This window comes from Hydrogenophaga sp., from assembly GCF_025699295.1.
GTDB lineage: Bacteria > Pseudomonadota > Gammaproteobacteria > Burkholderiales > Burkholderiaceae_C > Hydrogenophaga.
The window spans coordinates 151,198-171,219 of sequence record NZ_JAILWB010000007.1; the positions used below are offsets into that span (position 1 = coordinate 151,198).

Consider the following 20,022-nt stretch of genomic DNA (forward strand, 5'->3'; position numbering starts at 1 on the left):
TTTCAAGGCGGTTCAGTCCTGGCCGATTTCGCTGGCATGCCAGGAGCCCAGCGACACCTTGGTCAGCCAGGCCATGAGCACGAACAGGAAGACGCCGGCGAGCGAGATCAGCAGCAGCGCGGCGAACATGCGTGGGATGTCCAGCTGGTAGCCCGCCATCAGGATCTGGTAGGCCAGGCCGGTGTTGGTGCCACCGGTGCCGGCGACGAACTCGGCCACCACGGCACCGATCAGCGCCAGGCCGGAGGAGATGCGCAGGCCGCCGAAGAAGTAGGGCAGTGCGCTCGGGATGCGCAGGCGCCACAGGATCTGGCCGCGCGTGGCGCGGTTCATCCTGAAGTAGCTTTGAAGGTCGGGGTCGACGCTGCGCAGGCCCAGCGTGGTGTTGGAGATGATGGGGAACAACGCCACCAGCGCGGCACAAACCACCAGCGAAGCCGTGGGCTGCTTGACCCAGATGATGATCAGCGGCGCGATCGCCACGATGGGTGTGACCTGCAGAAGCACCGCGTACGGGAACAGTGCGGTCTCGATCAGCCGGCTCTGCACGAACAGGAACGAGATCAGCACGCCGATGACCACGGCCACCACGAAGGACAGCACGGTGATTTTCATCGTGATGATCAGCGAATCGAACAGCGTGGCCCAGTCCTTGATCAGCGTCTCCATCATCAACCCCGGCGAGGGGATCAGGTAGGGAGGTAGTTCCAGGCCGACCACCAGACCGTGCCAGATGGAGATCAACACGATGGCGACGAGCGCCGGGTACAGGACGCGCTGCACGCGGGGCTGTTTCAAGAAAGGTGTCGTGATCATGGGTGAGCGCCCTCGGTCGTGTCGCGGCTGGCGCGAAGCAGGCTGTCCTGCAACCGTTTGGCGTAGTGGCTGAATTCGGTGGAGACCATGAAGTCGGGCGTGCGCGGGTACGGTTGGTCGATGTGAACTTCTTCCACGATGCGGCCCGGGCGCGCGGCCATCATCACCACACGGCTGGACAGGAACACCGCCTCGTGGATCGAGTGCGTGACGAAGACAACCGTGAGGTTCTTCTTCTGCCAGAGTTCGAGCAGGTCGGCGTCGAGCTTGTGGCGCGTGATTTCATCGAGCGCGCCGAAGGGCTCGTCCATCAACAGCAGCGTGGGTTCCACCACCAGGCCGCGCGCGATCGACACCCGCATCTGCATGCCGCCGGAGAGCGCACGTGGCAAGGCCTTGGCGAACCTGGACAGGCCCACCAGCGCGAGCGCATCGGCCACGCGGGCATCGGCCTCGGCGCGCGCCACACCGGCCAGGTCCAGTGGCAGGCGCACGTTGGTCTGCACAGAAGCCCAGGGCATCAGCGTGGGCGCCTGGAACACGAAGGCCAGGCGGTGGCCCGACCGCTCCAGCTGGTTCACGCCCTGGCCCCAGAGCTTGAGGCTGCCGCTGGTGGGTTCGAGCAGACCCGCCACCATCTTGAGCAGCGTGCTCTTGCCGCAGCCCGATGGGCCGAGCAGCGTGACGAATTCGCCCTCGCGCACGGTCATGTCCACCGGCTGCAGGGCCACGGTGCCGTTGGGATAGGTCTTCTGGACGCCCTGGACGTGAATGGCCGGGCCGGTGGACGGTGGGTCGGTCTTCATGTTCAGGGCAGGACGTTGGCGGTGCGAGCGATGTCGAAGCGGTAGGCCTGGTCGATGTTGACCTTGGCCGGATCGATCATCTGGTTCTCGACCAGGAACGCGTGCGTCTTCTGCAGGCGTTCACGCGTCATGATGCCGATGCCCTTCTGGGCCGCATCGCCGCTGGTGATGATGCCCATCTCCTTGATCTTGCTGATACCGTAGTTCAGCTGGTCGTCGGTCATGTTGGGGTTGTCCTTCTTGATCAGCGCGTTGGCGGGCGCCGGGTCGGCCAGGTAGCTCTTGTAGCCCTCGGCAGTGGCTTTCACGAAGGCAGCCACGGTGTTCTCGCGCTCCTTCACGGTTTTCTCCATGCAGGACACCAGGTTGGCGTAGGGCGGGTAGCCCTGGTCGGCCAGCAGGAAGGTGTTGGCCTTCACGCCGGCCTTCTGGATCGCGAACGGTTCGGACGAGAGAAAGCCCATCTGCACGACGTTCTTGTCGGCGACGAAGGGCTGGATGTTGTAGGTGTAGGGTCGCGCCTGCGCGTCGGTGTAGCCGTACTTGCCCTTGAGCCAGGACCACATGCCGCGCATCGCGGTGGGAGCGATCAGGATGGTCTTACCCTTCATGTCTTCGAAAGACTCCACGTCTTCGTGGGCGATCAGCACCTGCGGGTCCTTCTGGAAGATGGCGGCCACGTTGACGATCGGCAAACCGTTGCCGCGCGCCACCATCATCTGCGTGTCGGTCGCGCCCATGATGCAGTCTGCCTGGCCGGCGGCCATGATCTGGATGATGTTGATCTGCGGGCCCCCCATCTTGATGGTCACGTCCAGGCCGTGTTTCTTGTAGATGCCGTTGGCCAGGGCCTGGTAGTAACCGCCGTGCTCGGCCTGCGCGTACCAGTTGGTCATGAAGGTGAACTTTTCCTGCGCCTGGACCACGGTCAGGCTCAGGACGCCGAAGGCGGTAGCGCCGAGGGCGCGGCACAGGCGGGGCAGTTTCATGTAGGACATGGCAGGTCTTTCTGTCGAAGGGTTGGGGTGGGTCGGAAGGGGCGCGGTGGGGAGAAAGGTGTCGCGGGTCAGACCAGCGTTTGCTGGATGTGACCGGTGTGGTGGCCACGCCCCCAGGTCGCTTCCTCGCGGACGACCCAGCGCATGGTGAAGAGTTCGGTGATGGCGTTGACCCAGCTGTTGGCCAGGCTGTCGAGGATGGCTTCGCCCTGTTCGCGGGTGGCGGTGGTGGGGTCGCCGATGACGCCACTGGCGCCAAAGTCGCGCGCGACCCAGGCGCAGGCCGGGCGGCCGTCGGCCGAGAGCGTCTTGCTCGGGAACGGTGGAGGGAAGTACGCGGCGGCGCGTTCCATGTGCACCGTCTCGGGCGCCAGTGCCAGCATCAGCGCGGTCTCCGAATGGCCGGCGTGCATGGAGAGCTTGCGCTCCTGCTCGCTGATGAACTGGCCCGAGACGTTGGGCACGCGCGAGACGCCGTAGGGCACGACCACGTAGTCACCATGGCGCAGGCGCAGTTCGCGCGCCGCCATCTCCAGCACCTGCGGCTGGCCGCCGTGGCCGTTGGCGAAAACCAGTTTGCGAAAGCCCGAGCGGTAGACCGACTCGCCGAGTTCGATCATGGTCGAGAGCAGTGTGGTGCCGCTGAGAGTCATGGTGCCGGCGAAGTGCAGGTGCTCTTCGGACTTGCCGTAGGTGATGGGTGGCAGGCCGAAGGCGCGAATCTCGGCCGGCAGGCGCTCGAAGGCCTTGCCGATCACACCGGCCGCAATCACCGTATCGACCGAACAGGGCAGGTGCGGACCGTGCTGTTCGGTGGCGCCCACCGGCAGCACGATGACGGTGTTCTCGCGGTCGGGCAGCGCGGTGATTTCCGTCCAGGCCAGGTAAGGCAGGAAGCGGTGCGGGGGAAAGTAGCCGTGCATCATGGGGTGGGTCCTTGTGGGGATCAGGGAGTGAGGGTGCGGCCGTGGCGCAGCACCACACGTGGCGCGCTTCGCGAAGGCCAGGAATGGACGTCCGAGGCGGTGAAGATCACAAGGTCGGCGTTCGCGCCGTCGAGCGAGGCGCGCGCGAGGGGCTGGCGCTGCAGCCAGTCGCTGCGGCACAACGCGTCGGACCAGGTATCGAAGGGCGCATCGAGCTGGCCGGCGAGCGCGGCGGCCTGCATGGCTTCGAGCGGGTCCAGGCTGCCGGCGCGGCAGAACGGGTCTTGCACGTTGTCACTGGCGAACAGCAGCGGGATGCCGCGCTCTCGCGCTTCCTTCACCAGCGTGAGCCCGCGCAGGCGCGGCGTGCGGTCAGTGGCAGCGTCCTGCAGCAGCAGGTTGGTAATGGGCAGGGACACCAGCGTGATCGGTGCGCGTGCGACGGCGTCCAGCGTGGCCAGCGCCTGCGCCTCGGATTGGGCCGCGAGCGCACAGTTGTGGCCGCAGACCACGCGACCGGTGAAGCCGATGTCTCGCAGCAGCCCGGCGATGAAGGCCAGCCCTTGGGCGGCGGGGTTGAGTTCTTCGTCGACGTGCAGGTCGAGGTCGAGGTCGATCGCTTGTGCGGCGAGCACGAGGCGGCGCAAGGCGGCGGGGGCCCAGTTGCTGGAATGCACGAATCCACCGAGCAGTGCGTGCACGCCGGTGTCGGCCACGCGCCGCGCCAGGCGGTGGGCATCGTCGCGGTCCTGGAACAGCGCGAGCTTGATCATCGCCACCTGTTCGAGGCGTATGCGCCCGCGCCACTCGGCGGCGAGTTCGGCGATCACGTTCCAGGCCATGGGCGGCGTCTGCGGGTCCCACCAGTCGATGTGGGTGCGCAGGTGCGTGGTGCCGGCTTCCCATGCCCATTGCAGGCCACGCTCGGCGCGCTCGCGCAGGTCGGCGTGCGTCCAGTGCGTGCGGTCGGCCATCACGGCGTCGATCGCGCCCAGCAGGCCGGGCTTCACCGCACCGATGCGCGGCAGGATGAAGGCCTTGTCCAGGTGCGTGTGGGCATCGACCATGCCGGGCAGCACCAGCGCGCCTTGCACGTCCCAGCTGTCGCTGTGCACGGGTGCGTCCACGGTCATGGGCGTGGTGCGCGTGACGCGGCCATCGGCCAGCTCGATGCGTGCCAGCGCGGGGCCGCCGCTTTGCTGGGGCCAGTCCTGCGGCAACAGCCAGCGCGGCAGGCATGCGTGGGTGATGGCGGCGGGCGCAGCGGGTGGCCGTGGCATGTCAGAGGTCCAGCGTCAATGTGGGGGAGTGGCTGCGCGCGCAGCAGATGGCCACGTGCGTGGCGCGCTCGGCCTCGGTCATGCACATGTCCTGGTGGTCCGGCGCGCCGTCGAGGTAGGGTGTGAGGCAGGAGCCGCAGATGCCTTGTTCGCACACCGTGTCTACCGAGATGCCCGCGCCTTGCAGCACCATCGCGATGCTCTTGCCGGGCGCCACCTGCAGGCGCTGCTGGCGGCGCGCGAGCACCACCTCGAAGGCATCCCCATCGGCAGGGGCTGCCGCGTCGGTGCCCGTCTTCGTCGGAGCGCTGAAGTATTCGAAATGCACGCGCTCGGGGGCCCAGGTCTGGCAGGCAGTGCGTACGTGGGCCATGAAACCCTCGGGGCCGCAGAAGTAGACGTGCGAGCCGGCCGGGGCTTGCGCTACCACGGTGGCCGCGTTCGTGGGCGAAGGCACGTTGTCGAAGTGGACCTGCACCCGGTCGCGCCAGGGCGCGTGGTCCAGCGCACGGGTCAGCGGCAGGTGCTGCGCGCTGCGAGCGAACGCCGCGAGCGTGAACGAGGCGCCGCGGGCGTGCAGCGCGTGGGCCATGGACACCAGTGGCGTCAACCCGATGCCGCCGGCGAGCAGCAGGTGGTGGGGCGCATCGGGCGCGAGGCGAAACTGGTTGCGCGGCATGCCGATGCGCAGGATCTCGCCTTCGCGCGCCCACATGTGCAGGGCGCGCGAACCCCCGCGGCCGTTGTCCTCGCGCTTGACCGCGATCTCGTACGACTCGGTGGTGCGCGCAGGGTCGCCGCAGAGAGAGTAGCTGCGCACCAGCCCGCCGGGCAGGTAGACGTCGACGTGCGCACCGGCCTCGCAAGCGGGCAGTGGCTGGCCATCGACGCGCTGCAGCACATAGCTGCTCACCTCGTCGGTGTGGCGCACGACGCGCGTGACGCGCATGGTCAGCTCATCGCGTGCGCCCACTGGGGCTGAAGGGGTGGACACGGGCGGCGTTGGGTCCGCCGGAAGGATTGCGCTCAATGTCTGACCGTTTAATTTGACTATTTGGTCAGTATAAGGAAAAAGGCGCGCGCGAAAACCGTAGATACCCTCGGATTCATGGGTGGAAAGTGGCGCCCGTGTCGATGGCGCCACGAGGCGCTCAGTCGCGCATCAGCCCGCAGCCGCGCAGCACGAACGGGATCAGGTCGTTCGCCACGGCCTCGCGGTTCAGCGGCGCGGGATCGCGCTCCGTGCCGCAGAGCTCGCGCACCTGCAGGGCGAAGTCGGCGTGGTGCTGCGTCATGGCCCAGATATGCATGAGCAACAAGTGCGCGTTCATCGGTCGCATCAGTCCGCGTGCGATCCAGCTGTTGATCATGGCCACTTCCTTCTGGATCCAGACGCGGGCATTGGGCCAGTAGCGGCCGAGGTTGTGGCCGCCGTCCAGGATCTCGCGCGTGAAGATGCGCGAGACAGTGGGCTGGTCGAAGGCATGGTCCAGCTTCTGGCGAATGTAGTGCGCCAGTATGTCGGCGGGCTCGGTCAGGCCCGGCGGTGCGAACTCGATCTTCCAGGCCATCATTACCGAGTCGAGCAGTTCGATGTAGAGCTCTTCCTTGCCCGTGATGTAGTAGTGCAGTTGCGGTTTGGTGAGGCCGGCGCGTTCGGCGATGGCCTGGGTGGAAGTGCCCTTCAGGCCGTGCAGGCTGAACTCTTCGATGGCGGCTTCGCGGATTGCGGACAGGATGCGCTGGCGGCTTTCCCGCACCGCGCGCGCGGGCCGTGCAGGCGTGCCGGTCGCGGCGGGCGGCCTGGGCCGCGCCGGGGATTTTGCTGCTGTCATGGTCCGGAATGGCGCCGGCCGGGGCTGGCCGCAACGCGCCGAAAAGTGGGATTTCATGATAGCAGCCGCGCCATTCTGGTGCGCCGCGCGCAAGCGTCTTCAAGCGGGCCGGCGCAGCGCGACTGCCTCGATCTCCACCAGCACGGGAGCGATCAGACCAGAGATCACGGTAGAGCGCGCGGGTGCCGTGGCGGCCGGGAAGCGCTCGGCGTATGCATCGTTGAAGCCCGGGTAATCCTTCCCATCCACCAGCCAGACGGTGGTCTTGACCACGTCGGCCAGCGTACAGCCCGCACGCTGCAGGATGGCCTCGATCAGATCCAGTGTGTAGTGGGTCTGGCTCGCGATGTCGGCGCCCGCGGGATGGCCATTGCGCATGGGCACCTGGCCCGCGACGAAGACCAGCTGGTCACCCGCCACCACCGCGGGCGAGATGGGCTGGACTTTGCCAGCCCGTTCCACAGGCGGTCCGATGTGTCGGATGCCAGGGTTGTTCATGGTCTCAGTCCGGCTTCGCACCGGACGCCTTCACGATGGTGGCCCACTTCTTGGTCTCGGCTTCGATGAAGGCCTTGTACTCGCTCGCACTGCTGCCTCCGAGCCTGAACCCGCGCGAGACGAAGTACTCCTGAATGTCCGCGCTGGCGAGCGCGGCGTTCACGTCCTTGTTGATTTTTTCCACGATCGCCGCGGGTGTACCGGGTGGCGCGAACATGCCTTGCCAGGACAGGGCTTCGAAGTCGGGGTAGCCGCTCTCGGCCACAGTGGGGACATTGGGCAGCAGCGGGTGGCGTTCCCTGGACGTCACGGCCAGCGGCACCAGCTTGTTGCTCAGGATCTGTGGCATCACCACCAGGATGTCGCCGAACATCAGGTCGATCTGTCCGCCCATGAGATCCGTGAGCGCGCCCGCGCTGCCGCGGTAGGGAATGTGCAGGAATGAAGCTTTTGTCGCGAGCTTGAACATTTCGCCGGTCAGGTGCATCGAGGTGCCGCTGCCAGGCGATCCGTAGGTGATCGACGCGGGTCGGGCGCGCGCAGCGGCCACCAGTTCCTGCAGGTTCTTCGCGGGCAGATTTGGGTTCTTCACGATCACCAGCGGCGCGCTCACGACCGCAGTGACGGGCGTGAAGCCCTTGACCATGTCGTAGGGCAGGTTGGGGTAGAGCGAGCCGGCGATGCCGTTGCTGCCGGTCACACCGATGAGCAGCGTGTGGCCATCGGGCTCGGATTTGGAGACGTAGTCCGCACCCACAGTGCCGCCGGCGCCTGCGCGGTTTTCCACCACCACGGTCTGTTTCCAGGTGACGGCGAGCTTCTCGCCGAGCTTGCGCGCGAGCAGGTCGGTGCTCCCGCCGGGAGGGAAGGGCACGACGATGCGCACCAGCTTGCCCGGGTAGTTCTGCGCCGAGGCCAGCGTGGGCGCCAGGCAGGCCAGGGCAAGGGATGTCGTGATGGTCAACGTGCGCAGGGCGCGGGACATGTGGGCAATGCGGTTCATGGTGATTTCTCTTTCATGTGGGTTGATCCTTCGGTGTCATCAGCACGCGGTCTGGTGCACCCCAAGCGCCTCCTCCGGCCGTTTCTATGACGAGCCTGTCCCCGGCCGACCACTCGACGCGCGCCCGGGCTGGCAGCACGTCGATGCGTCCATCGGCTCTTTCGATGCGTGCGGCCGATGGTGCGCCGTCGCCACCGCCCTGGCTGCCGCGCGCGCGGCTGACATGGCGTTCGCCCCGGTAGGAAACACTGCCATGCCCTTCAAGCAACAGGTATGCCCGTTGCACGCCGTGCCCGCCCGCGAAGCTGCCCACGCCGCCCGAGCCCTCGCGGATGGCGTAGGTCTGTACGCGCAACGGCGCTTCCGTTTCGATCACTTCCACCGGCGTGTTGCGCGCATTGCCCACGTCGGTGGAGATGCCGCTGGTGCCATCGCCCGATGCGCTCGCACCGGCGCCGCTGGCAATGATCTCCGTCATTAGCCAGCGCTGGCCGTTGGCAGCCGTGCCGCCGAGCGAGAGCACGGTCGCCACGCCCGCGTTGGACGCCAGCGGCTCGCGCGATGCACCGAGCGACCACGCGCTGAGCATTGCGTTGCACGCGAGCTTCAGGGTCGCGGTGCGCGCGTTCACCGCGGCCGGCAGGCGCGGATTGACCACGCTGCCCTCGGGCAGCACCCACGTGGCGGGAGCAAGGCAGCCTGCGTTGTTCGGCGCGTGCGGCGTCAGCGAACGCATGAAGAACAGGATCGCCGACATCATGCTGGAGGGCGATGCGTTCACCGGCCCGCGTGTCTGCGCCGAAGAGCCCGTGAAGTCGATCGTGAGCGCGTCGCCCTGCTTGCGCAGGCTCACCGCGATGCGCACCGGCGTGTCGGTGATGCCGTCGCCATCAAGCTGATCTTCCCACTGCCATGCACCATCGGGCACCTGGCGCAGCGCGTCGCGTGTCATGCGCTCAGATTGCGCCAGCAGTGCGTCACACACGGCTCCGAACGCGGCGCCGGTGCGTTGCCGCAGCGCGGCGGTCTCGCGCGCGCCCAGGCTCACTGCGGACCACTGCGCGTTCAGATCACCCACCAGGTTGCCAGGCGTGCGGCTGTTGGCGGTCAACAGGGTCTCGACGTTGTCGTCCACCACGCCGGCAGCGCGCCAGCGCACCGGTGGAATGCGCAGGCCTTCCTGGTGGATGTCGGTCGCGTCCGGCGGGATCGAGCCCGCCGTCATGCCGCCCACGTCCTGATGGTGCAGGATCGCCGCGGCCAGCGCGATGGTGGTGGTGCCGCTCATGATGGGCCGCACCACGATCAGGTCGGGCAGGTGCGTGCCACCGGACCATGGGTCGTTCATGAGGTAGGCATCGCCCTCGGCCATCTGCTGCGCGGGAAAACGCTGCAGCACGCCGGCAATGGCGGGGATCAGAGAGCCCAGCAGCAGCGGCAGCGAACGGGCCTGCGCGAGCAGACGGCCATCGGGCAGGAAGACGGCGGCCGCGCAGTCGCCGCCTTCGCGCGCGATCGACGAGTAGGCCGCGCGCATCATGCGGCTCTGCATGCGGTCGACGATGCCCTGCAGCGCAAGCCGCACGGGCTCCATCAGGATCAGGTGCTCGTTCATGCGGGCACCTCCTGGGCGTGGCGCTGGCTGAGCAGCAGCGAGCCATCGGCCTCCTGGAGCCATGACCAGCCCGCGGGCACCCACACCGTGGTGGTGGCTGCGAACAGGGCTTGTGGACCCTGGCCTTTGGTGGGGCAGTCGGCCCACGGAGCGGGGTCGGGTCGGAGGTGGTGCGCGTTGACGCCGGGCCGGGGCACGGCCTGTTCGAACACGCCGCGCAGCAGGCCCACCTGCGCATCGCTGCGCGCCGGCATCTGACCTCGCAGCGCTTCGTAGCGCGCGGCGAAACGCGCCTGCAGCGTGACCAGATCGTCGTCGGGCAGCCAGAGCACCTCCACAGGACTGCCCTGCCCGCGGTGCAGGATCTCCAGGCTCCAGCGGATGGATTCGCACGCGATCGAGGGTTGAAGGTCGTCGCGCAGGGCCGCGAGCGCCGCCAGGCTTTCGACGTCGAGCGGCAGCGAGCAGGCTTTTTCCACCGTCTGCGTAGGCGGCGAGGCCAGCAGGCCCAAGGCGGCCACCACGCCGGCATGGGCGATCACGCGCACCTGCGACACGCCCGCGAGTTCGGCCACCTCGGCTGCGTGCTGTGCACCGCCGCCGCCCGCGGCGACCAGCAGGCAGTCGGCGGGGTGGATGTCGCGCTGGAAAGCGCGCATCTTCACGCTCTCGGCCATTGCCGTGGCGGCGGTGGCCACGATGGCCTGAGCCGCGTCGGTGGCAGAGATGTCCAACGGCTGCGCGATGTCGCGCGCCACGGCCGCTTCGGCCAGGGCGACGTCCAGCACCACGCCACCCGAGAGTCGGTGCGGCAGGCGCCCGAGCAGCAGCAGGGCATCCGTCAAGGTGGCGTTCGTGCCGCCCAGACCATAGGCCGCCGGGCCCGGCCAGGCGCCTTGCGACCGAGGGCCCAGGCGCAGCCCGCCGCCCGCGTTCACGCTGGCGAGGCTGCCGCCGCCGATGGAAAGAGATTCCACGTCGGCACAACGCAGGCGCAGCGTCAGGTCGCCGCAGAGCAGCGTGTCGGTGAAGAGGGGCCGGCCGGCTTCAAGAATGCCGATGTCGGTGCTGGTGCCACCGACGTCGATGGACATGACCACCTGTGCCGCATCCGTGTCCGGCAGGCTCGCGGCCACGCCTTGCAGCGCGGCGCAGGGGCCGGACATCGCCAGGCCGATCGGGCGTTGCACTGCGTCCTGCCAGGGTGCGATGCCGCCTTCGGAGCGCATCAGCGCGGGCGCGGGCAGGCCGCGCTCGGCCAGCGCGCTGCCCAGTGAGCGCAGGTACTGTTGCACCATTGGTTTGCTGTAGGCATCGAAGGCGGTAGCGAGGAAACGTTCGAATTCGCGCGGCTTGGGATCGACCTCGCACGAGATCGAGACCATCAGAGCGGGCCGGGCTTCGAGCAGCCAGGCGCGCACCTGCTGCTCGTGCGCAGGGCGCAGGTGCGAGAACAGCAGGCAGACCGCAACCGAACACAGTCCCTGTTCCGCGATGCGGTGGGCGAGGGCGATGACCTGTTCTCGTTCCAGGGCTTCGATTTCGAAGCCTTGTGCATCCACGCGCCCCGCGATCTCGAAGCGTTGCGCGGCCGGGAACAGGCGCCGTTCGGGCGTGGGCGGCAGTACGGCAGCGGTGTAGAGGTCGCGCCGGTCCTGTCGCGCCAGTGCGAGGATGTCGCGCATGCCGGTGTTGGTGAGCACGGCCACCGGACCATCGGTCTGTTCGAGCAGCAGGTTGGTGACCACGGTCGAGCCATGCACGATGCGCGCGACCTGCGCGGCGTTGATGCCGTTGTCATCCAGCATGCGTTGCACGGCTTGCAGGATGGGTTGCACCAGGTGGCCGGCGTCGCGTGGGTGCTTGAGGCTCCGCAATTCGCCTTCCGAGGAGCAGGCCACCACGTCGATGAAGGTGCCCCCCATGTCGATGCCGATGGCCCAGGTGGTGGTCATTCAGCGAAAGCGCCGTGCGCTGAAGGGCGAAAGGTCGACCTGCGAGCTCCGACCTGCCACCAGGTGGGCCACTTCACGGCCGGTGGTGGCTGCCATGCACATGCCCATGTGGCCGTGGCCGAACGCCAGCCAGGCGTTCTCGGCGTGGCTGCTGCGGTCGATCACCGGCAAGCTGTCGGGCATGCAGGGGCGGTGCCCCATCCACTGCGTCACCTCGGAGGTGTCCAGGTGCGGGAAAAGCAGCTGCCCCTGCCGCAGCAGCGCCTGCGCGCGCTCGTAGTTCGCTGCGCGTTTCAAGCCGGCGAATTCCACCGTTCCAGCCAGCCGCAGGCCCATGGCCATGGGGTTGACCATGATGTTGTTTTCCGAGGCCATCACGGTGTGGCGCAACTGCAGGTTGGAGCTGCGCACCGTGACGTGGTAGCCACGCTGTGTCTCCAGCGGCACGCGGTCGCCGAGTTGTTTCGCAAGCTCACCCGACCAGGCGCCGGCGGCAATCACCACGCCATCGACGGCCATGGGTGCACCCCGGTCCATGCGCAGTCCGGTGACACGCCGCCCCTCGCGCTCGAAGCCGGTGACCGTGCGATGGTCCTGGCGCGCGCCATCGCGCACGCTCTGCGCGACCAGGGCCTTCACCAGTTGCGAGGGGTCCAGCGTGGAGCCGTTGTCGGGCGCGAGGATGCCAAAACGGAAACGACCTTTCAGGTCGGGTTCCAGTTCCTCCAGCTCGTCGCGTTCGACATCGACCAGGTTCACACCGAGCGACTTGCGCAGCGCCATGCCCCACTTCCACTGGTCCGCGGCCTCCCGCGACGAGTACACGTACAGACAACCGCTGCGGCGCACCAGCGTGGTGGCGTCGGCGTGCTGCAGCAGCGGGTCGTAGCAGTCGAAGATCGGGCGCAGCAAGGTCTGCAGCGCGGTGGCAATGCGCGTGACTTCCTGTGGGGTGGAGTGGTGGAGCATGCGCACCAGCCAGGGCAGAACGCGCGGCAGGTAGGACGCGCGGATGGTCAGCGGGCCCAGCGGGTCGAGCAGCCAGTTCGGCACCTTCTTCCACATGTTGGGCATGCCCACCGGCAGGCAGGCGCTGGGCGAGAGCGAGCCGGCGTTGCCGAACGAACAGGCTTCGCCCGGCTCGAGTGGGTCGACAAACGTGATCTGATGACCATCGCGCTGCAGCCAGGCCGCTGTGCAGGCGCCGACGATTCCTGTGCCTACAACGGCGATGTGCATGGGATGCGGGGTTTTCAGAGGGTGATTCGGGAGTTTCGCGGCATTCTATGAACCGCCTCAGCCATCAAACAAGCGAATTCTTTTGATACATTCATCATGAAATCTGATGATGGTGCACGGTGGCGTTCACCATCCTTCCTGCGGACTACTTTGGTGCACCCATGAACATCAGCCTGAGACAGATGCGCGCCTTCGCCGCCGTGACGCAAAGTGGCAGCTTCACCGGCGCGGCGCGCCAGCTCAGCCTCACGCAGTCGGCCGTGAGCATGCTGGTACAGCAGCTCGAGCAGGAACTGCATCTGCAGCTGTTCGACCGCAGCCGCACCGCCATCACCCTGACCGAGGCCGGCAGGAACCTGCTGCCGCTGGCGCAGCGCATCCTGGAAGACCTGCGCCAGGTGGTGGAAGGGGCCTCCGAGATCCGCGCACTTCGGCGGGGTTTCCTGCGTGTGTCGACCTCGCAGATGATGGCCTGCACCTGGGTGGCCTCGGTGCTCACAGAGTTCGGCCAGCGACACCCCGGGATCAGTCTGCGCCTGAAGGACGCGGTGGCCGACGACGTGGTCGACACCGTGCGCCACGGCGCGGTGGAGCTGGGCATCGGCCCTGAGCGGCTGACTGGCGACGACGTGACGCGCAGCTTCCTCATGAACGTGCCGATCCGCTTCGTCTGCCCCAAGGGTCATTCGGCCTACGAGCGCGCCAGCGTGTCATGGAAGGACCTGCGCGACGAGCACTGGATCAGCTATTCGCACGAATTCGGCCGCCATGTGGAGCGCACACTGCACACGCACGGGCACGACTTTGCGCTGAACACGACGAGCGACGTGGGTTTTCTCACCACGGCCATGGCGTTGGCCGGACATGGCATGGGCGTGTTGCTGGCGCCGGAGTATGCGCGCTCGTTCGCCGACAACTTCGGCGTGCGATTTGTGCCTTTGCGCGCGCCGGCGATCCAGCGCGAGTACTTCGTCTATCAGCGCAAGGGGCAGTCGCTTTCGCCTGCGGCAGAGACATTTCTTCAGATGTTGCGGCAGCGCGGTGGGGGTGCCCGGCGTGCTGCCAAGGCCACGCCCGCCTGATTCAGTCGGGCTTGTGGGCGGCCGCTGCGCGCAGCTTGTCCTTTTTGCTGGGCCGTTTGCCCTTGATGCCGCCGTTGCCCGGCGACGGTGGCGGCGCGGCCTCGGTGGGTTCGAAGCCCGGTTGCACTTCCAGCGGCAGGCTCAGGCCCTGGCGCTTCTCGATCAGGTGCCAGTGCGCTTCGGTGGCGGGGCTCACGAAGCTCACGGCCAGGCCGCTTTCTCCGGCGCGGCCGGTGCGCCCGATGCGGTGCACATAGTCCACCGCCGAACGCGGCAGGTCGTAGTTCACCACCACCGGCAGCTGCGCGATGTCGATGCCGCGCGCGGCGAGGTCGGTGGTGACGACCACGTCCCAGCGCTTGTCCTTGAATTCATCCAGCGCCTGCTTGCGCGCGCCCTGGCTCAGGCCGCCGTGGAACGAAGTGGCATACAGGTCTCCGTGGTGCAGCTTGGCCGCCACCCGCTCGGCCGCGTACTGGGTAGCCACGAACACCAGCACGCGCTGCCAGCCCAGGTCCTTGATGAGCTGGCGCAGCAACTGGGTGCGGCGGGTGCTGTCGACCAGGAAGGCGCGCTGCAGGATCACCGCTTCTTCGGGGGTTGCGTCAGGCACTTCGATGCGCAGGGGTTCGCGCAGCAGCTGGTCCGCCAGCGCCTGCACCTCGTGTGGGAACGTGGCCGAGAAGAACAGGTTCTGCCGCTGGACCGGCAACAGGGCGAGCACGCGGGCGAGCTCGTCGGCAAAGCCCAGGTCGAGCAGGCGGTCGGCTTCGTCCAGCACCAGCAGTTCCACGTCGCTCAGGCGCACGGCGTTCTGCCCGATCAGGTCGAGCAGGCGCCCGGGCGTGGCCACGATCACGTCGGCGCCGCCACGCAGCGCCATCATCTGCGGATTGATCGATACGCCACCGAAGGCCACAGCTACCTTCGGTCGAACGGGCAGGTGCCGGGCCAGGCTGCGCATCGTTTCACCCGCCTGCGCGGCCAGTTCGCGCGTGGGCACCAGCACCAGGGCGCGCACGCGCCGGGGCGTGTGCGCGCCGGCCTGCATCAGACGCTGCAGCAGCGGCAGGGCGTACGCGGCGGTCTTGCCAGAGCCGGTCTGCGCGGTGGCGAGCAGGTCGCGGCCACTCAGTGCGGGCGGGATGGCGTCGCGCTGGATCGGGGTGGGAGTGGCAAAGCCGAGTTCGGCGGCGGCTCGGGCGAGGGCGGGCGCAAGGCCCAGGGCGGTGAATGGCATGGATCGGGCCAGTGTAGCGGGGCGGTGGCGCGCGGGTACCATGCGGCCCCATGAAGAACAAGCTTTCCGCAGGTGGCCTGGTGTACTCCACCGAAGCCGGCCGCATGTGCCCGACCTGCCGCCAGCCGGTGTCGCAATGCGTGTGCCGGCAGGCCGCCCGGGCGGTGCCCGCGGGCGACGGTGTCGTTCGCGTGTCGCGCGAGACCAAGGGGCGGGGCGGCAAGGCGGTCACCCTGGTCCGGGGGCTTGCGCTGCCGCACGACGCACTGGCGGAACTGGGCAAACAGCTCAGGACCGCCTGCGGCTCAGGCGGAACGGTGAAGGACGGCGTGATCGAGATCCAGGGCGACCACATTGAGCGGGTGATGGCCGCACTGAAAGCGCAGGGCCACACCGTCAAGCGCGCGGGCGGCTGAGCTTCAGCGCAGTACTTCAAGCAGGCGGTCGAGCCCGCCTTCGTTGATCGCCACCATGGCCTTCGCGCGCACCGCGGGTTTGGCGTGGTAGGCCACCGAAAGGCCGGCCGCGCCCATCATCGGCAGGTCGTTCGCGCCGTCGCCCATCGCGATGCATTGCGCGGGCTCGATGCCCAGCAGCGAAGCCACTTCCAGCAGCGTGCGGCGCTTCTCGGCGCCGTCGCAGATGTCACCCCAGGACTGGTCCACCAGTCCCCCGGTGAGCTGGCCGCAGTTCGGTCCGCTTTCCACCTCGAGCACGTTGGCGCGCGTGAAGTCGATGCCCAGCGTCTGGCGCACGCGCTCGCTGAAGAAGGTGAAGCCACCGGAGACCAGCAGCACCTTCAGACCGGCGGCCTTGCAGGCGTTGACGAGCTCGGCCGCGCCGGGGTTGATGCGCAGGCGTTCGGTGTAAACCTGCTCCATGTCGGCGACGGTCACGCCGCGCAACAGCGCCACGCGCCGTCGCAGGCTGTCCTTGAAATCTGTGATCTCGCCACGCATGGCCGCTTCGGTGATGGCCGCAACCTCGGCCTTCCTGCCCACGGCGTCGGCGATCTCGTCCACGCACTCGATGTTGATGAGCGTGGAGTCCATGTCGAAGGCGATGAGCTTGAAGTCGCTCAGCGTCAGGGGCGGCGTGAAGCCCTGGATGGCGAGGCCGGGGGCGAATTCGGTAGCGGTTGTCGTGGTCATGGTCTGTATGGGCTTCGACAGGCTCAGCCCGAACGGAATGAATGGAACGCTTTCAAGCGGTTTCGGGGGTCTTGTGGGGCTGGCCGAGTGAGCGCAGCACATCGCGCACCAGCTGCACGCGGTCTTTCACCTCGGGCAATTCGCGTTCGATGCGCAGCTTCTCGTTGCCCGCGAGCTTGATGTGGCGGTTTTTCTGGATCAGTTCGATGATGCGCATCGGCTCGATGGGCGGGTTGGCGCGGAAGGTGATGTTCGTCATTCCGGGCGCGGCATCGACCTTGACCACGCCATACGGCGCGCTGATGCAGCGCAGGCGGTGCACGTCGATCAGTGTCTGCGCCTGGGCCGGCAGTTTGCCGAAGCGGTCCACGATTTCTTCGAGCAGTGCGTCCACCTGGTCGGTGTTCTTCGCAGTGGCCAGCTTCTTGTAGAACGAGAGGCGCAGGTGCACGTCGCCGCAGTAGTCGTTCGGCAGCAGTGCGGGGGCATGCAGGTTGATGTCGGTCGTGACCGACAGCGGAGAGAGCAGGTCCGGCTCGCGGCCGGCCTTGAGCGATCGCACGGCTTCGCTGAGCATCTCGTTGTAGAGCTGGAAGCCCACCTCCAGCATGTTGCCGCTCTGGTTCTCGCCCAGCACCTCGCCTGCGCCGCGGATCTCCAGGTCGTGCATGGCGAGGTAGAAGCCGCTGCCGAGCTCTTCCATCTGCTGGATCGCGTCGAGCCGCTGAGACGCCTGTTTGGTCAGGCCCTCGATATCGGGAACCATGAGGTAGGCATAGGCCTGGTGGTGGCTGCGGCCCACGCGCCCGCGCAACTGGTGCAGCTGCGCCAGGCCGAACTTGTCGGCGCGGCTCATCACGATGGTGTTGGCCGTGGGCACGTCGATGCCGGTCTCGATGATGGTGGAGCACAGCAGCAGGTTGTAGCGCTGCGCCACAAAGTCGCGCATCACGCGCTCGAGTTCGCGCTCGGGCATCTGGCCGTGCGCGATCGCGATGCGCGCCTCGGGCAGGATCTCTTCGAGCTTCTGGCGCCGGTTCTCGATCGTCTCGACTTCGTTGTGCAGGAAGTAGACCTGGCCGCCGCGCTTGAGCTCGCGCAGCACGGCTTCACGGATCACGCCGTTGCCCTCGTTGCGCACGAAGGTCTTGATGGCCAGGCGGCGTTGCGGCGCGGTGGCGATGACGGAGAGGTCGCGCAAACCTTCCAGCGCCATGCCCAGCGTGCGCGGGATCGGCGTGGCGGTGAGCGTGAGCACGTCGACCTCGGCGCGCAAGGCCTTCATCTGCTCCTTGTGGCGCACGCCGAAGCGGTGCTCCTCGTCGATGATGAGCAGGCCGAGGTCCTTGAACTTCACGCTTTCGCTTAGCAGTTTGTGCGTGCCGACCACGATGTCCACCGAGCCGTCGGCCAGGCCCTTGGCGGCGGCTGTGATTTCCTTCGCGGAACGGAAACGGCTCATCTCGGCCACCTTCACCGGCCACTTGGAGAAACGGTCGGACAGGGTCTGGAAATGCTGCTCGGCCAGCAAGGTGGTGGGCGCAAGAAAGGCCACCTGGCGCCCGCCGGTGACGGCCACGAAGGCCGCGCGCAGCGCGACCTCGGTCTTGCCGAAGCCCACGTCGCCGCAGACCAGGCGGTCCATCGGGCGCGGGCTGATCATGTCCTGGATGACGGCGTGGATCGCGCCGCGCTGGTCGGCGGTTTCCTCGAAACCGAAGTCGTTGGCGAACACCTCGTAGTCCTGTGCCGAGTAGCGAAACGCATGACCCTGGCGCGCCGCGCGGCGGGCATAGATGTTGAGCAGCTCGGCTGCGGCATCGCGTACCTGCTCGGCCGCCTTGCGCTTGGCTTTTTCCCACTGGCCGCTGCCCAGCTTGTGCAGCGGTGCTTCGTCGGCGCTCACGCCGGTGTAGCGGCCGATCAGCTGCAACTGGCTCACCGGCACGTAGAGCACCGCCTTGTCGGCATATTCCAGATGAAGGAATTCCTGCAGTGCGGGCGTTCCGTCGGGGTTCTTCTCCCCCATGTCCATGTGCACGAGGCCGCGGTAGCGGCCGATGCCGTGCGCGTTGTGCACCACCGGGTCGCCCACATTGAGCTCCGACAGGTCCTTGATCAGCGCATCGACGTCGCTGACCTGTTCCTGCTTCCTGCGCCGGCGCGTGATGGGGCCAGCGGCGAACAGCTCGGTCTCGGTGACGAAGTCGATGCCGTCGTCCAGCCACGAGAACCCCACGGTGAGCGCGGCGGTGGCGATGCCGGTCTTCTCGTCGCTGGCCTGGAACTCGGCCAGCGAGTCGAAAGCCGGCGGGTTGACGCCGCTGGCGCGCAGAAAGTCGAGCAGGCTCTCGCGCCGGCCATCGCTCTCGGCCAGCAGCAGCACGCGTTGCGCGGTGTTGCGGATGTGAGCCTGCAGTCGGGACAGGGGATCCTCGGCGCCACGCACCACGGAGAGGTCACCCAGCTTCTGAACGTGTGCGTCATGCCCGGCGTCCTCCTGTGCGGGTGGGCGCACCACGTACTGCGCGTGCTGGTTGACACGGACAAAGAACTGTTCGGCGCCCAGGAACAGTGCCTCGGGTGGCAGCACCGGCCTTTCGGGATCGCCCTTGAGCAGGCGGTAGCGGTCTTTCGTGTCCTGCCAGAAACGCTGGAAAGCGGGTTCCAGGTCACCATGCAGCACCACGGTGGCGTTGGCACCGAGGTAGTCGAACACCGTGGCCGTGTCCTCGAAGAACAAGGGCAGGTAGTACTCGATGCCGGCGGTGGCCACGCCGTTGCCGATGTCCTTGTAGATGCGGCTCTTGGTCGGGTCGCCCTCCAGCAGTTCGCGCCAGCGGCTGCGGAATCTGGCGCGCGCCGTGTCGTCCATGGGGAATTCACGCCCGGGCAGCAGCCGCACTTCCGTCACTGGGTAGAGGCTGCGCTGGCTGTCGGGGTCGAAGGTGCGGATGCTGTCGATCTCGTCGTCGAACAGGTCCACGCGGTAGGGCACGAGGCTGCCCATGGGGAAGAGGTCGATCAGGCCACCGCGCACCGCGTATTCTCCCGGGCTCACCACCTGCGTGACATGCTGGTAGCCCGCCAGCGTGAGCTGGCCCTTGAGCTTCGCTTCGTCGAGCTTCTGTCTGACCTTGAAATGGAAGGTGTAGCCGGCCAGGAAGGACGGCGGCGCGAGCCGGTACAGCGCGGTGGTGGCGGGAATCAGAACCACGTCGGCTCCGGTGTCCTTGTCGCGCTGTGAGATGCGCCAGAGGGTGGCCAGGCGCTCGCTGATCAGGTCCTGGTGCGGCGAGAAGGTGTCATAGGGCAGGGTTTCCCAGTCGGGAAACAGCGCACAGCGCAGTTCGGGCGCGAAGAAGGCCATTTCATCGATCAGACGCTGCGCATCGTTGGCGTCGGCGGTCACGATGGCCGTGAGCCGTCCGGCCGCCTTCTCTCGAACGCCCAGTTGCGAGAGCAGCAAGGCATCTGCCGATCCACCGGGGTGGGGCATGGTGTGGCGTCTGCCGGGAGTGAGCTGGGGCAAGTCCATGAAAGGCGGAATGATTTGGCGCGCGGGGAACCGGGGTGTA

Annotated in this window: 17 protein-coding genes; 2 read left to right on the forward strand and 15 right to left on the reverse strand. The window is 67.4% G+C overall.

The window, feature by feature from the left end:
• Window positions 1–12 precede the first annotated feature (12 nt).
• From K5880_RS09215 to K5880_RS09270, 12 genes are all read right to left on the reverse strand, one after another.
• The gene (locus tag K5880_RS09215) at window positions 13–816 is read right to left on the reverse strand and encodes an ABC transporter permease (RefSeq protein ID WP_297650989.1); all 804 of its coding nucleotides are present in this window, start codon (window positions 814–816) and stop codon (window positions 13–15) included.
• Window positions 813–1,622, reverse strand: a complete 810-nt coding sequence (locus K5880_RS09220; protein WP_297650991.1) for an ABC transporter ATP-binding protein — start codon at window positions 1,620–1,622, stop codon at window positions 813–815. The genes K5880_RS09215 and K5880_RS09220 overlap by 4 nt, the downstream gene beginning before the upstream one ends.
• Window positions 1,623–1,624: 2 nt before the next feature.
• On the reverse strand, window positions 1,625–2,620 hold the full coding sequence (locus tag K5880_RS09225; RefSeq protein WP_297650993.1) for an ABC transporter substrate-binding protein: 996 nt from the start codon (window positions 2,618–2,620) through the stop codon (window positions 1,625–1,627).
• Between the two features lie 68 nt (window positions 2,621–2,688).
• Window positions 2,689–3,546: a creatininase family protein gene (locus tag K5880_RS09230; protein ID WP_297650995.1), complete on the reverse strand. Its 858-nt coding sequence runs from the start codon at window positions 3,544–3,546 to the stop codon at window positions 2,689–2,691.
• Window positions 3,547–3,566: 20 nt separating this feature from the next.
• A complete protein-coding gene (locus tag K5880_RS09235; protein WP_297650997.1) occupies window positions 3,567–4,826 on the reverse strand; it encodes an amidohydrolase family protein in 1,260 nt (419 codons plus the stop codon).
• Between the two features lies 1 nt (window position 4,827).
• A complete protein-coding gene (locus tag K5880_RS09240; protein WP_297650999.1) occupies window positions 4,828–5,820 on the reverse strand; it encodes a PDR/VanB family oxidoreductase in 993 nt (330 codons plus the stop codon).
• A 157-nt stretch (window positions 5,821–5,977) separates the two neighbouring features.
• Complete coding sequence (locus K5880_RS09245; protein ID WP_297651001.1) at window positions 5,978–6,661, reverse strand: TetR family transcriptional regulator C-terminal domain-containing protein; 684 nt, start codon at window positions 6,659–6,661, stop codon at window positions 5,978–5,980.
• Between the two features lie 99 nt (window positions 6,662–6,760).
• Window positions 6,761–7,159, reverse strand: coding sequence for a RidA family protein (locus tag K5880_RS09250; RefSeq protein WP_297651002.1), 399 nt, complete (start codon window positions 7,157–7,159; stop codon window positions 6,761–6,763).
• 4 nt (window positions 7,160–7,163) lie between these two features.
• Window positions 7,164–8,162, reverse strand: coding sequence for a tripartite tricarboxylate transporter substrate binding protein (locus K5880_RS09255; protein WP_297651004.1), 999 nt, complete (start codon window positions 8,160–8,162; stop codon window positions 7,164–7,166).
• A 13-nt stretch (window positions 8,163–8,175) separates the two neighbouring features.
• A complete protein-coding gene (locus K5880_RS09260) occupies window positions 8,176–9,777 on the reverse strand; it encodes a hydantoinase B/oxoprolinase family protein (RefSeq protein ID WP_297651006.1) in 1,602 nt (533 codons plus the stop codon).
• Window positions 9,774–11,732 (reverse strand): hydantoinase/oxoprolinase family protein, encoded by a 1,959-nt coding sequence (locus tag K5880_RS09265; RefSeq protein WP_297651008.1) that lies wholly within the window; start codon window positions 11,730–11,732, stop codon window positions 9,774–9,776. Before K5880_RS09265 ends, K5880_RS09260 begins: the two co-directional genes overlap by 4 nt.
• On the reverse strand, window positions 11,733–12,971 hold the full coding sequence (locus tag K5880_RS09270) for an FAD-dependent oxidoreductase (RefSeq protein WP_297651010.1): 1,239 nt from the start codon (window positions 12,969–12,971) through the stop codon (window positions 11,733–11,735).
• A gap of 161 nt (window positions 12,972–13,132) precedes the next feature.
• Between K5880_RS09270 and K5880_RS09275 the strand changes: the two genes are divergently transcribed.
• A complete protein-coding gene (locus K5880_RS09275; protein WP_297651012.1) occupies window positions 13,133–14,053 on the forward strand; it encodes a LysR family transcriptional regulator in 921 nt (306 codons plus the stop codon).
• Window position 14,054: 1 nt separating this feature from the next.
• Here the strand turns inward: K5880_RS09275 and K5880_RS09280 are convergent, their stop codons facing one another.
• Window positions 14,055–15,293: a DEAD/DEAH box helicase gene (locus K5880_RS09280; protein ID WP_297651014.1), complete on the reverse strand. Its 1,239-nt coding sequence runs from the start codon at window positions 15,291–15,293 to the stop codon at window positions 14,055–14,057.
• A 50-nt stretch (window positions 15,294–15,343) separates the two neighbouring features.
• On the opposite strand from K5880_RS09280, the gene K5880_RS09285 reads away from it, so the two are divergent.
• Window positions 15,344–15,709, forward strand: coding sequence for a translation initiation factor Sui1 (locus tag K5880_RS09285; RefSeq protein ID WP_297651016.1), 366 nt, complete (start codon window positions 15,344–15,346; stop codon window positions 15,707–15,709).
• Between the two features lie 3 nt (window positions 15,710–15,712).
• Here K5880_RS09285 and serB read toward each other — a convergent pair whose 3' ends face one another.
• Together serB and mfd are read right to left on the reverse strand one after the other, a co-directional pair.
• On the reverse strand, window positions 15,713–16,444 hold the full coding sequence (gene serB, locus K5880_RS09290; RefSeq protein ID WP_297651017.1) for a phosphoserine phosphatase SerB: 732 nt from the start codon (window positions 16,442–16,444) through the stop codon (window positions 15,713–15,715).
• A 52-nt stretch (window positions 16,445–16,496) separates the two neighbouring features.
• A complete protein-coding gene (mfd, locus tag K5880_RS09295; protein WP_297651018.1) occupies window positions 16,497–19,982 on the reverse strand; it encodes a transcription-repair coupling factor in 3,486 nt (1,161 codons plus the stop codon).
• Between the last annotated feature and the right edge of the window lie 40 nt (window positions 19,983–20,022).

Excerpts from the sequence above, each read along its gene's own strand:
- K5880_RS09230 (WP_297650995.1), bottom strand. The coding sequence starts at position 3,546 with ATGATGCACGGCTACTTTCCCCCGCACCGCTTCCTGCCTTACCTGGCC.
- K5880_RS09260 (WP_297651006.1), bottom strand. The coding sequence starts at position 9,777 with ATGAACGAGCACCTGATCCTGATGGAGCCCGTGCGGCTTGCGCTGCAG.
- K5880_RS09225 (WP_297650993.1), bottom strand. The coding sequence starts at position 2,620 with ATGTCCTACATGAAACTGCCCCGCCTGTGCCGCGCCCTCGGCGCTACC.
- K5880_RS09235 (WP_297650997.1), bottom strand. The coding sequence starts at position 4,826 with ATGCCACGGCCACCCGCTGCGCCCGCCGCCATCACCCACGCATGCCTG.
- K5880_RS09220 (WP_297650991.1), bottom strand. The coding sequence starts at position 1,622 with ATGAAGACCGACCCACCGTCCACCGGCCCGGCCATTCACGTCCAGGGC.
- K5880_RS09255 (WP_297651004.1), bottom strand. The coding sequence starts at position 8,162 with ATGAACCGCATTGCCCACATGTCCCGCGCCCTGCGCACGTTGACCATC.
- K5880_RS09280 (WP_297651014.1), bottom strand. The coding sequence starts at position 15,293 with ATGCCATTCACCGCCCTGGGCCTTGCGCCCGCCCTCGCCCGAGCCGCC.
- K5880_RS09265 (WP_297651008.1), bottom strand. The coding sequence starts at position 11,732 with ATGACCACCACCTGGGCCATCGGCATCGACATGGGGGGCACCTTCATC.
- K5880_RS09285 (WP_297651016.1), top strand. The coding sequence starts at position 15,344 with ATGAAGAACAAGCTTTCCGCAGGTGGCCTGGTGTACTCCACCGAAGCC.
- K5880_RS09275 (WP_297651012.1), top strand. The coding sequence starts at position 13,133 with ATGAACATCAGCCTGAGACAGATGCGCGCCTTCGCCGCCGTGACGCAA.
- serB (WP_297651017.1), bottom strand. The coding sequence starts at position 16,444 with ATGACCACGACAACCGCTACCGAATTCGCCCCCGGCCTCGCCATCCAG.
- K5880_RS09270 (WP_297651010.1), bottom strand. The coding sequence starts at position 12,971 with ATGCACATCGCCGTTGTAGGCACAGGAATCGTCGGCGCCTGCACAGCG.
- K5880_RS09215 (WP_297650989.1), bottom strand. The coding sequence starts at position 816 with ATGATCACGACACCTTTCTTGAAACAGCCCCGCGTGCAGCGCGTCCTG.
- mfd (WP_297651018.1), bottom strand. The coding sequence starts at position 19,982 with ATGGACTTGCCCCAGCTCACTCCCGGCAGACGCCACACCATGCCCCAC.
- K5880_RS09245 (WP_297651001.1), bottom strand. The coding sequence starts at position 6,661 with ATGACAGCAGCAAAATCCCCGGCGCGGCCCAGGCCGCCCGCCGCGACC.
- K5880_RS09250 (WP_297651002.1), bottom strand. The coding sequence starts at position 7,159 with ATGAACAACCCTGGCATCCGACACATCGGACCGCCTGTGGAACGGGCT.